This is a genomic window from Rhizobium sp. SVR5-9E (genome assembly GCF_056755095.1).
Genome location: NZ_JBNDHS010000142.1, coordinates 1 through 11,331 on the forward strand (window position 1 = coordinate 1; position 11,331 = coordinate 11,331).

General features: G+C 60.3%; 11 protein-coding genes. 10 read left to right on the forward strand and 1 reads right to left on the reverse strand.

Annotated elements, in window-relative coordinates; translation table 11 throughout:
* Positions 1-203: 203 nt before the first annotated feature.
* Complete coding sequence (locus tag ACPYOJ_RS32305; protein WP_481419892.1) at positions 204-1,298, reverse strand: sensor histidine kinase; 1,095 nt, start codon at positions 1,296-1,298, stop codon at positions 204-206.
* Positions 1,299-1,773: 475 nt separating this feature from the next.
* On the opposite strand from ACPYOJ_RS32305, the gene ACPYOJ_RS32310 reads away from it, so the two are divergent.
* From ACPYOJ_RS32310 to ACPYOJ_RS32355, 10 genes are all read left to right on the forward strand, one after another.
* On the forward strand, positions 1,774-2,358 hold the full coding sequence (locus ACPYOJ_RS32310; protein ID WP_481419893.1) for a cytochrome P460 family protein: 585 nt from the start codon (positions 1,774-1,776) through the stop codon (positions 2,356-2,358).
* A gap of 12 nt (positions 2,359-2,370) precedes the next feature.
* Positions 2,371-3,000 (forward strand): FMN-dependent NADH-azoreductase, encoded by a 630-nt coding sequence (locus tag ACPYOJ_RS32315; protein ID WP_481419894.1) that lies wholly within the window; start codon positions 2,371-2,373, stop codon positions 2,998-3,000.
* A 46-nt stretch (positions 3,001-3,046) separates the two neighbouring features.
* Entirely contained in the window at positions 3,047-3,964 is a 918-nt protein-coding gene (locus ACPYOJ_RS32320; RefSeq protein WP_481419895.1) for an NADP-dependent oxidoreductase, read from the forward strand.
* A 90-nt stretch (positions 3,965-4,054) separates the two neighbouring features.
* Positions 4,055-4,510: a (2Fe-2S)-binding protein gene (locus ACPYOJ_RS32325; protein WP_481419896.1), complete on the forward strand. Its 456-nt coding sequence runs from the start codon at positions 4,055-4,057 to the stop codon at positions 4,508-4,510.
* Between the two features lie 4 nt (positions 4,511-4,514).
* Positions 4,515-6,722 carry a xanthine dehydrogenase family protein molybdopterin-binding subunit gene (locus ACPYOJ_RS32330; RefSeq protein ID WP_481419897.1) on the forward strand — a complete coding sequence of 736 codons (2,208 nt, stop codon included), beginning with the start codon at positions 4,515-4,517 and terminating at the stop codon, positions 6,720-6,722.
* Positions 6,723-6,990: 268 nt separating this feature from the next.
* Positions 6,991-7,929, forward strand: coding sequence for an ATP-binding protein (locus ACPYOJ_RS32335; protein WP_481419898.1), 939 nt, complete (start codon positions 6,991-6,993; stop codon positions 7,927-7,929).
* Between the two features lie 107 nt (positions 7,930-8,036).
* Positions 8,037-8,552: a Dps family protein gene (locus ACPYOJ_RS32340; protein WP_481419899.1), complete on the forward strand. Its 516-nt coding sequence runs from the start codon at positions 8,037-8,039 to the stop codon at positions 8,550-8,552.
* Positions 8,553-8,876: 324 nt separating this feature from the next.
* Positions 8,877-9,485 (forward strand): peroxiredoxin-like family protein, encoded by a 609-nt coding sequence (locus ACPYOJ_RS32345; RefSeq protein ID WP_481419900.1) that lies wholly within the window; start codon positions 8,877-8,879, stop codon positions 9,483-9,485.
* A 247-nt stretch (positions 9,486-9,732) separates the two neighbouring features.
* Positions 9,733-10,614, forward strand: coding sequence for a LysR family transcriptional regulator (locus ACPYOJ_RS32350; RefSeq protein ID WP_481419901.1), 882 nt, complete (start codon positions 9,733-9,735; stop codon positions 10,612-10,614).
* Positions 10,615-10,849: 235 nt separating this feature from the next.
* A partial coding sequence (locus ACPYOJ_RS32355; RefSeq protein WP_481419902.1) for a molybdopterin-dependent oxidoreductase occupies positions 10,850-11,331 on the forward strand: 482 nt, incomplete at its 3' end.

Sequence of the window (11,331 nt, forward strand, 5' to 3'; positions counted from 1 at the left end):
CACTTGATTTGACCCAAAAATTCGAAAAACCGGGGTTTTTGGCGACATGAAGTCCGCTTTGAATTGGCCCAAATGACAGCTTGTTATGTCCCCAAAATTTATGGGCGCGGAAAGCTCCCAATTTTCGATACGGGTGCGATCGGGCGAGGCATCGCAACGGCAGTCCTCGGAGCCTAACGAGATGAGATTGGCTATCGTGCCAATTAGCGTCTTATATCGTCGACCCCGCCGGCCCCTCTTGAGGGTACGATGTGGAAGACGCCCCCGTTCAGCGACGGGCTATAGCCGATAGTCGAGAGAGCCGAGCGCGAGTACCTATCGTCACTGTACGGCTCCCGAGCCGGAGCAGCAGACTCCTCGTCCGGCACACGGGGGAAAATCAGGTGGACCGCGGTTCCGACGCCTAACTCGGACTGCAAGTGAATATATCCCCCTTGGCGCTCGACAAACGCACGAACTTGGGAAAGTCCCAGGCCGGTTCCGACGCCAACCTCCTTCGTCGTGAAATACGGCTCGAAGGCGCGCCCCATGACCTCCTCGGTCATCCCTGAGCCGTTGTCGCGGACTGTGATTGCGACCATTCCATCGTGCCCGTCCGATTGGGCAGCTACATTCGCGGCGGAGACAACGATCAGGCCGTCCTTGCGCGTGGCTGCATCAGCGTTTCGACACAAATTCAGCAACGCAAAATAGAGCTCATCGGCATCAGCGTTTACCGGCCACAGGCCGGCTTCGATCTCTATTTCCATCAGTGTGTCCGCGCTCAACGACGAGCGCAAAGCCTCAATGGCGACAGACAGCTGTGTAGGCGTCGTGCCAGCATAGCCGCGACGGGCTAGACTTCCATGGTCCAGGAGCCTTCGCGTTAAAATTGCGCCTCTGTCGACTGCGCGGCGCAAGCGGGTAAAGATCGCCCTGCGGGTATCGGCGTCGCTTTGGTGTTCCAGAAGGCCAAGGCCGCCGTCGATCACGGCCAGGAGATTGTTCATATCATGCGCAACAGAGTTTGTAACCTCGTCGCTGGAGCCGCGCCGGGCCGATTCGAGGTGCGCCGAGAGGGCGCCAAACTCAGCGACGGGCAGGACGCGGCGCAGAATTCCCGAGACCTCTCCGTTGGGGCCTACTAACGGGATGTCAACAGACCGGAGCGCGGGCGTCGATCGGTGCTGTTCGCGACGCGCGCGAGGGCCCACCGAGGCGGCGAAGAGGCGCCCCTGCCCGATAGCCACGCCCGCACCATCCGCGAGTACTACGATGTCTGGCGGAAGAAACTCGACAACGGGAGGGCTTTCGAGCATGGGGCGGTCGCCTTCCGTCCATCCGCATTCTGCATATCAACCTCCTTTTCCGTGATCCGAAGCCATCCGTTTGGAGAACGTGTCGCTTTTTGGCGTGGCGTCGAATGGCAGAGTGGGTTCCCACGCTCCGAAAGGGAAATCACCTCTCGCCATAAAATCGATAGCCTGCCGTTATTGGAGTCCCTTCGCGCTCGATCCGAGCTCGAAGGTCAGTGACGTGGACCGCACGGCCGATTTTGACGGTTACGAGATCTTCTGCCGGGAAGCCGGTGATGGGGCGAAACCGATGTCGTTGGTGCCGCCGGTGCCCAGGACACGTGAGGGCCGTCGCGAGCATTCCCCGCCGCTATGGAAACGATACATCTCAGCTATTGGAAAACTTCGTCCCGCCCTGCGAGAACTAATTACCTTCGTCGGAGATCTCATCGAGGGACGCCGAGGAACGCTTCTGGTTCACCAACATAGGAACATTGCCATGAGAATCGTCATTGCCTTGGGCGCTGCCCTGGCAGGATTGTCCGTGATCGGCGCCGGCGCCGTTACGACCTATGCGCAGATGGATAAGCACTCGCGATACGAAGGAACGGCTGCGGCTGTTGTCGACGACAAGGGAAATCTGCACGTGCCTTCCGACTATCGGACCGCTTATCAGGTGCTGGGCAGCTGGGCAGTGGCTAAAGACGACGGTCCGGGCTCAAAACAGTTGCACGTGGTCTATGCGTCGCCCGGAACCATCGCCGCATATCGCAAGGACGGACACTTTCCCGACGGCGCCGTTCTCGTGAAGGAAGTATTCGATACGACTACCAACGATATGACAACCGGAACCGTAAGCAGTGCCGGCACCCTAGCCGGCTGGTTCGTCATGGTGAAAGACAGCGCCGGCCGATTTCCAGGAAACAAGCTTTGGGGCGACGGCTGGGGTTGGTCCTGGTTCGACGCAGCTGATCCCCAGAAGACCACATCCACCGACTACACGGCGGACTGTCAGTCCTGTCACGAGCCGGCGCGACAGTCAGACTGGATCTACACTGACGGCTATCCGGTCCTGAAGCAATAAGCGGAGCGTGGCATGAAAATCCTCCATATTGATTGCAGCCCGCGTCCAGAATCGCACAGCCGCCAGCTTTCGGCGGCGATTGTCAAAAAGCTCCTTGAGGTTGCGCCCGGCGCGAGCATCAGCCGGCGCGACTTCGGCGCTTACCCCCTGCCGCACGCCGCACCCGACTACGCGACGACCCTGTCGTCGCCGGCCACCTTGGCGGCCCCGCTGAGCGGCGCGCTTGATCTTTCCGAGGTGCTTATTCAGGAAGTCGAGGCGGCCGATGTGATTGTCATCGGAACGCCCATGCACAACTTAACCGTTCCCTCGGTCCTCAAAGCTTGGATCGACCAAATCCTTCGCGCCGGTCGCACCTTCAAGTCGACGCGAGCAGGGAAAGTGGGAATGCTCTCGGATCGTCCGGTGTTCGTCGGTATCGCTTCCGGCGGCGTCTTCGCCGGCGAGAAAGCCAATCAGCCCGATTTTCTCACGCCGTATCTGTCGGCAGTGCTGGGCTCCACTGGGCTGAAAACCCTGCAATTCTTCGCCATGCAGGCCACCGCGTTTCTCGACCGGGACCAGGCCATATTAGCGAGGGACAAAGCGCTTGCTGCGATCGACCTGACGGTCATGGGAGAGGTTCCATGTCCGATCGAGTAACGGGCGTTGCCGCATCCGAGATGAATGAACCGAGGAGACAATTATCATGAAGGCAATCGTGGTAACGGATCAGGCTGCTGGAACGGCCGGGATGAAGCTGACGGAGCGGCCCGAGCCGCAGGCGGCGATAAACGACGTCATCGTTCAGATTCATGCGTCGGGATTCGTCCCGACCGAGCTGACATGGCCCTCGACCTGGACCGATCGCCGCGACCGTGACCGGACACCGTCGATCCCTGGCCACGAGCTGGCCGGAGTGGTCACGGCCCTCGGCTATGGCACGACGGGTCTGTCGGTGGGACAGCGTGTGTTCGGCCTCGCCGACTGGCATCGCGACGGCACCCTGGCCGAGTTTGTGGCCATCGAGGCACGCAACCTTGCGCCGCTGCCAGGCGACGTCGACTTCACGGTGGGCGCCAGCTTGCCGATCTCGGGCCTGACCGCGTGGCAGGGACTGTTCCAGCACGGCCGTCTTCAGGCGGGGCAGAGTGTCCTTGCGCACGGCGCGGCCGGCGCAGTCGGGACGATGGTGACGCAGCTCGCGCGTGAGGCCGGCGCCTACGTCATCGGCACCGGACGCGCCGCCGACCGTCAGAAGGTCCTCGACTTCGGCGCGCAGGAGTTCGTCGACCTCGACAATGACGTCCTCGAAGACGTCGGTGGCGTCGATCTGGTGTTCGATGTCATCGGCGGCGACATCCAGGAGCGGTCCGCAGGGCTTGTTCGAGCCGGAGGAACACTGGTGACCATCGTCGGACCAGCCGAGGCGCGGCCCGCCGATGGTCTGGCGGTCGACTTCGTTGTCGAGTCCGATCGTGCTCAACTAAGCGAGATCGTCCAGCGGGTGCGGGACGGACGACTGCGGACGAACATCGGCAACGTCGCGACCCTCGACGAAGCCGTCGCCGCCTTCAACGCGACCGAGCGACGCTCGGGAAAGACGGTCATCCGCGTTCGTCCGTGAACGGCGCGCTCTCATTGATCCACGCAGCCGGCCGACCGCTGTCATGTCGGCGGGCTGCATCCTATCAGCCCCAGCCACCGAGAGGCATGCATGGCTTTCACGCTAAAGATCAACGGCACACCCCATGAGGTCGACGTCGACGGCGACATCCCGCTTTTGTGGGTGCTGCGCGACGTACTCGGCATGAACGGGACCAAGTTCGGCTGCGGCCAGGGGCTGTGCGGCGCCTGCACCGTGCATCGCGACGGCCAGGCGGTCCGCTCGTGCCAGACGCCAGTCGACAGCGTCGGCGACAGCGCGGTCACCACGATCGAGGCGATCGGCCAGACACCGCAGGGCGCGACCTTGCAGAAGGCGTGGCTGGAGCTGGAGGTGGTGCAGTGCGGCTACTGCCAGTCCGGCCAGATCATGTCGGCGGCGGCGTTACTGAAAGACACGCCGAAGCCGACGGATGACGACATCGATGCCGCCATGTCGGGCAATGTCTGCCGATGCGGCACCTATCAGCGCATCCGCGCTGCGATCAAGCACGCTGCCGGAGTTTGAAATCATGGATGAGCTTGTTCTGAAAAAGCAGATTGTCGATGAAACAGCGATGCCGCGGCGCGCCTTTCTTCAGGGCGCAGGCTTGCTGCTTGGTTTTGCGCTAACCGGTGCAAGCACGGAGTCCGTCTTCGCGGCGCCTGCTTCGCAGGTGGTCGAAAACGAGGTCACGGGTACTTTCGCGCCGAACGGATTTATACGGATCAATCCAACCGGCGCCGTGACCCTGATCATGCCGATGGTCGAGATGGGGCAGGGGGTTTATACGTCGCTGTCGATGCTTCTTGCCGAAGAACTGGAAGTGAAGCTCGACCAGATTCAGGTTCAGCATGCGCCGCCAAATCATGCGCTTTACGTCAATTCGATCATAGGCATTCAAAATACAGGTGGTTCCGCCTCTGTGCGCGCCTTCTGGACACCGCTGCGTCAGGCAGGGGCAGTGGGTCGTAATCTGCTGATTGCGGCAGCCGCAAAGCGCTGGAATGTCGATCCAGCGACTTGCCGCGCCAAGGACGGCGTTGTGTTCGATGCGTCAGGCTCGAAGCATCTGAGCTACGGCCAACTTGCGAAGGCCGCGGCAAAATTGCCTGTGCCGCCTGCGGCAAACGTCAAATTGAAGGACCCGAAGGATTTCACCCTGATCGGCACGCGCGCCAAGCGCGTGGATTCCCCGATAAAGGTCGATGGGCGCGCGCTCTACGGTATCGATACGCGACTGCCGGGTATGAAGGTTGCAGCGGTTGCTATTTCGCCCGTGCTCGGTGGCAAGGCGAAAACGGTGGACGAGAAGGCCGCGCTGGCAGTGAAGGGCGTCCGGCGAGTGGTCAACATCGATGAAGCCGTTGCTGTGGTGGCGGATCACACGGGCGCGGCGAAGAAGGGGCTCGAGGCCGCCGCCATCACGTGGGACGACGGGCCGAACGGCAAGGTCAGCAACGCCGATATCGTCAAGCAATTGGAGGAGGAATCCCAAAAGCCGGGCGTGGTCGCCCGTAACGTCGGTGATGCAGGGAAGGCTCTTGCGGAGGCCGCGCAACGGGTAGACGCCATCTATCAGGTGCCTTTCCTGGCCCACGCGGCGATGGAGCCGATGAACTGCACCGTTCATCTGCAGAAGGATCGCTGCGACATCTGGGTCGGGACACAGGCGCCTACGATCACGCAGTCTCAGGTGGCCGAACTCACCGGCCTGCCAAAGGATGCAATCAAAATTCACAATCATCTGATTGGCGGTGGCTTCGGCCGAAGGCTGGAACCCGATGGCACGATCCTCGCCGTCAAGATCGCCAAGCACGTCGATGGTCCGGTGAAGGTGATCTGGAGCCGCGAGGAAGACATCCAGCACGATATGTATCGGCCGTACTATCTCGACCGGCTGTCGGCCGGACTTGATGCGGCCGGCAAGCCGGTTGCCTGGACGCATCGGATCGCCGGCTCCTCGGTCATGGCTCGCTATTATCCCCCTTACTTCAAGGACGGATTGGACCCCGATGCCGTAGAAGCGGCGGCCGAGCCGCCCTATGCGCTGCCCAATATCCACGTCGACTATGTCCAGGTCGAGCCCCCTGGTGTCCGGACCTCTTGGTGGCGCGGTGTCGGACCCACTCACAATGTTTTTGTAGTCGAAAGCTTCATAGATGAGCTCGCGTATGCCGCGAAACAGGATCCCGTCGCTTATCGCAAGGGATTGCTCGGCCACAATCCGCGAGCGCTTGCTGTTCTGTCGCTTGCCGCGGAAAAAGCTGGGTGGGGATCACCACTCCCCGCACGGCATGGCCGCGGGATTTCGGTCCAATTCGCATACGGAAGTTATACGTCGCAGGTCGCGGAGGTCGAAGTGGCGGCCGATGGCTCTGTCGAGGTCAAGCGGATCGTCTGTGCGATTGACTGCGGCATGTACGTCAATCCGGATACGATCGAAGCACAGATTCAAGGTGGAACGCTTTTCGGGCTGACCGCTGCGCTGCATGGCTCGATCACCTTCAAGGATGGACGCGTCGAGCAAAGCAATTTCGACAGCTATCTGCCGATGCGTATCGACGAGGTGCCGGTGGTGGAGACGCACTTGATTAAGAACGCGGAAGCTCCAGGTGGCGTTGGCGAAGCTCCGACAGCGATTGTCAGTGCTGCAGTGACAAATGCGATCTTCGCCGCGACCAGCAAGCGTGTGCGCAGCCTGCCGATCGATACAAATTTGCTGAAGTCGTCGTCATAGTCCTTGCGCGTCATCCCGTGCACCTCGCGGCGCGCAGGGGATGACAGTCCGGAGCCCATGAGCGCCTCGACACTGGCCGGACTAATCGTGTCCGAGAGCGCCGTGCGGCGACCGGCTATAACGATCGTCTATCGACTCTATGGCAAGAGGTGATTTCCCTCGTCGGCGTTGCAAGGTCATTCTCCGAAGCATTGCCGTACCAAATACTTTCAGTACCGCGATCGACACGCGGAACACGATGCTAGATTGAAAAGCTAGGAGGGTCGCTATGCAAAGCAACGAGGTAATTGAAGTCATCACGCCTCGGATTTTTCACACCGACGTCCGGCATCTATCATCGCTTGAGTGCGACATCGCCCCAACCGTGAGGAAGGTCGAGATCTCTGCGCTTGGCAGAGATCGTGAAATTTCCGGCGTGATGTGCCGCAATTTACCGCCGGCTAGTGCCTCGCACTCTATTCCGCTGACGCAAGATCAAGACCCCGCCGCCATAGGCGAGGCCGCCAAAGCGATTCTGCACGACATCACAAACCTCCTTGCCACGATCGATTGTGGGCTGCGGCTCTGGGAGCGCCAGACGGAGGTCGAGGGAAGGAAACGGATTGTCGACCAAATGCGGCACGCAGTGCAGCGCGCCGCGGTTTCGAGTCGCAAACTCTTAGGTGGAAATTTTATTCAACAAAATGGACATGCGAACATCACGACTCGGCGGGACCTTGTCGCGGCAACGGAGGATTTGCGGCACGCCATCGGTCCCGGTCGGTCACTTCGCACTGAGATTGCCCAAGATCTCTCCGATTTTGCCACCGATCCAGAGGACCTTTACTTCGCGCTTCTCAACTTGTGCCGTAATGCGAGCGCGGCGCTGCAAGACGGTGGCGAGGTCGTAATCTCCGCGAAGAACAGCGTCCCGCGTCCAGGAGCGGTAACTGGGGCGGTAGAAATCATCGTCGCGGACAACGGAAGCGGCATGACAGACGACGTGCTTAGGCGAGCGTTCGACACCAATTTCACGACGAAGCCCGTTGGGCAAGGTTCGGGTCTCGGTCTCGGCCAAGTGCGGCAATTCGTTCAAGAGAGCGGCGGCGCTATCGAGATCGAGTCCGCAGTCGGTATCGGAACAGCGGTGCGAATGATGATGCTCCCTGCGACGTGGTCCGGCGTGGCTAGTCATCGACGGCGGACCGGCCATGTCGCGTTAACGTGAAGGGCCGGCACCTCGCAAACGTGCAGACCCAATTTCGCAAAACTGCTTGTTCGGAGCCATCCCGCGACGAACACCAAGACTGCATCAAACCTGAATGAGGGATCAAAATGAGTATGGAAGACACGAGAAAGCGGCGCGAGGCGCCGCTCGACACACCGAGCAATCTCGGCTCCAATGCCACCAAGGATATTTCGGCCGCTCTCACTGTGCTTCTGGCGGACGTGTTCGCGCTTTACGTCAAGACCAAAAACTTCCATTGGCATATATCAGGCCCGCATTTCCGGGATTATCACCTCCTTCTCGACGAACAGGCCGCGCAGATTTTCGCGATGACGGACGAAATCGCGGAAAGAGCGCGCAAGATCGGCGGCACAACGATCCGCTCGATCGGCCACATCGCCAGGGAGAAGCATATCGAGGACAATGATGCGGATTTCGTCACACCCGAAGACATGCTGGCCGAGCTGAAGGAAGACAACCTGGTGCTTACCCAACGCCTGCGGCAGACCCACAATGTCTGCGACGAGCATGGCGATGTCGCCACGGCCAGCCTGATGGAAAACTGGATCGACGAGGCCGAACGTCGCACATGGTTCCTGTTCGAGACGACCAGGAGAGCTTAACCCCGAGCGCGCGCCCACCCGCGCAGCGCGGGTGGTTGCATGCGCTCCCGCAAAAAATCCCCTCTTGAGCTTTGACATTGGGTTCCCTTGGATTGGCATTTTGTTGGCGGTTACAGAACGTTCTGTTCTGTCCATCGATAAGCGGAAGTCCAGCATGAGCTGCCATGTTGCGGACTCTATGCCCGATCCATCGGCTCGGGCGATCTGCGACCGGCTCATGACGGGCTGATTAAGTCGAAGTTGCCGATGACCGCTATTGAGAGAAGCCTTATCGACCGGCTCGGGCATTGAAACGCGAGCTGTTCGGAATACAGGACGCCGGAAATGAACACTGATATCACGATCGCCCTAGCGCAGGCCGCGGAATACCTGAAGGCCTCTGGCCAAACCGAGAACGCATTAGCCGCCGGACGACGCGTACCGGACTTCTCTCTACCCAACCAAGATGGCGTAGAGACCTCCTTGGCATCGATATTGCGCCACGGTCCGCTCCTTTTGGTTTTCTATAGCGGCGGCTGGTGTCCCGGTTGCATTCGCGGCTTAAGGGCGCTCGAAGAGGTCCGCCCATTAATCGAGGCACGTGGAGCTTCGCTGGTCGCCATATCGCCGCAGACAATTGAGGAGAATGCAAGGACCCGAAGGACCAAGCAGATAACGTTACCAATCTTGTGCGATAAAGGCGGGAAGGTCGCGCTGCAGTTCGGTGTTCGTTGGCGCATCCCCGAACTGCTCCAGACGTTGCATCTGAAGAGCGGAATCGATCTGCCACGCCTTCACGGGGAGGATAGTTGGACGCTTCCAATCCCGGCGCGGTTCGTTGTCGATCAAAGCGGAGTTATCGCTTACTCGGAAGTCGATCCGGATCAAACTCACCGCTCAAACCCAACGGACCTCCTTCCAATCCTGGATCGGCTCTGGAGCGCACGTGTGTAGTCACCTGAGCGGCATAGGTGTCTGCGCTTGGCGTGTCATATACGTCGATTGGCCACACATCGTTGACGCGCCTTTCTATCATTGCGCGATGAGTGTTCGAGCGTCCTGTCGCCGCGCCGTTGCCGGCGGTTAATCCTCTCAATAAATGAGAGACAATGTCTCTGTTCGCGGGTATTATCTTCGCGGACGAGAGGTGCCATTTTGGTCCCCGGACCCAGCGGGGAAATAGGAGTAAGATAGAGAAGCGATGAACGACCGACTTACAGCGCTGAAATTGTTTGCCCGCGCAGGTCGCGTGGGCAATTTTTCGAGTGCCGGTCGTGAACTCGGTCTCTCTCAGGCCTCGGCCTCACGCCTTATCGCCGCGTTGGAAGCCGATGTTGGTGCGACGCTCTTCAGCCGGACAACCCGTGCGGTCACGCTGACGGACGCTGGAGCAACCTATTTGATGCGTGTGGAGCCGATCCTAGCCGCGATCGATGAGGCCGACCACGAGGCTCGCGGCACCGGAGAGCTGCGAGGGGTCCTTCGCATCGGCACGCCGGTAAGTTTCGGGCTCAGGGAAATCATTCCGCGGCTTTCCACGTTTATGAAGCAGCACCCGGCGCTGAAGATCGAGCTCCGGGTGACTGACCGCTACCCAGACATCGTGACTGAGGGCCTCGACGTGTCGTTCCAGTTCGGCGCCCTCCGCGACTCGAGCGCGACGGCGCGCAAACTCCTCCACCAGCCGAGGATACTCGCGGCCTCCCCAAACTACCTCCGGGAGCGTGGCACGCCCACGATGCCGTCAGACCTCGCGCACCACTCGGTGATCCTCAGTCCAGCGCATCCCTCGCCGACTTTGTCGTTCCGCAAGGACGGGCGTGTTGTATCCGTGCGCGTCGACGGCCAGCTCGCTATCACCATCAACGAAGGCGCGACAGCAAGCGCCGTCGCCGGGCTGGGAATCGCCGCGTCGAGCGAAACAAGCGTGCAGGCAGAGATCGAGACCGGGGCGCTCTTGCGGGTGCTGCCTGACTGGGACTTCGGCTCGATGGAAATCAGCGCATTGTTCGTGAGCGGAAATATCATCAAGCCCGCCGCGCGCGCGTTCACGGATTTCCTCTTCGCGGAGCTTCGACGCTGACTTCGCCGAGCATTCCTGCCTGTTATGGATACGATAGCTTTACCCGAATGGTCGTCGAATTTAATTATTGAACGCACCGGCTGGGCGGATGCAGCGCTGAGATCTACCCTGAATACCAAGTCTTACTTTGCGCTGCTACCCACCTGCGCATTCGTCCAAGCCGGTGGACCAATCATTCGAACGCTCGGGACCTCATCGTGAAGAAGGCACCCGTAACGCCGCAAAGGAGCTCGCTATGGTGACCAGAGGCTTTACCAGCCGAAATTCGGGAGAAGACCAGCTGGATCGAATTCCGCCGGGCCAGCACCTTGTCGAGCACTTCCCTGTCCTGACAGCCGGGCCGACCCCGCGCGTCGAGACAGCGGATTGGAAATTTACCCTCAAGATCGGGCCGAGGCCCATCAAGGCTTGGAACTGGAGTGAGTTCAACGCTTTGCCCAAGACCAAGATGACGAGAGACATTCATTGCGTCACATCGTGGTCAAAACTCAACACCGCCTGGGAGGGCGTGATCGTCGACGACATCCTTGCCGATGCCGGCGTTGAGCGTCCCACTGATTTCGTGCTCGCACACTGCTACGATGGCTACTCTACAAATGTTCCCCTTGCAGATCTTGCGTCCGGAAAGGCCATGGTTGCTCTGAATTACGAGGGGCAGCCGCTTCCCCGCGATCATGGCGGCCCGGCACGACTCCTCGTCCCACACCTCTACTTCTG

Coding starts and splice junctions, on each gene's coding strand:
- ACPYOJ_RS32330 (WP_481419897.1), top strand. CDS start 4,515: ATGGATGAGCTTGTTCTGAAAAAGCAGATTGTCGATGAAACAGCGATG.
- ACPYOJ_RS32350 (WP_481419901.1), top strand. CDS start 9,733: ATGAACGACCGACTTACAGCGCTGAAATTGTTTGCCCGCGCAGGTCGC.
- ACPYOJ_RS32335 (WP_481419898.1), top strand. CDS start 6,991: ATGCAAAGCAACGAGGTAATTGAAGTCATCACGCCTCGGATTTTTCAC.
- ACPYOJ_RS32325 (WP_481419896.1), top strand. CDS start 4,055: ATGGCTTTCACGCTAAAGATCAACGGCACACCCCATGAGGTCGACGTC.
- ACPYOJ_RS32310 (WP_481419893.1), top strand. CDS start 1,774: ATGAGAATCGTCATTGCCTTGGGCGCTGCCCTGGCAGGATTGTCCGTG.
- ACPYOJ_RS32315 (WP_481419894.1), top strand. CDS start 2,371: ATGAAAATCCTCCATATTGATTGCAGCCCGCGTCCAGAATCGCACAGC.
- ACPYOJ_RS32340 (WP_481419899.1), top strand. CDS start 8,037: ATGAGTATGGAAGACACGAGAAAGCGGCGCGAGGCGCCGCTCGACACA.
- ACPYOJ_RS32305 (WP_481419892.1), bottom strand. CDS start 1,298: ATGCTCGAAAGCCCTCCCGTTGTCGAGTTTCTTCCGCCAGACATCGTA.
- ACPYOJ_RS32345 (WP_481419900.1), top strand. CDS start 8,877: ATGAACACTGATATCACGATCGCCCTAGCGCAGGCCGCGGAATACCTG.
- ACPYOJ_RS32320 (WP_481419895.1), top strand. CDS start 3,047: ATGAAGGCAATCGTGGTAACGGATCAGGCTGCTGGAACGGCCGGGATG.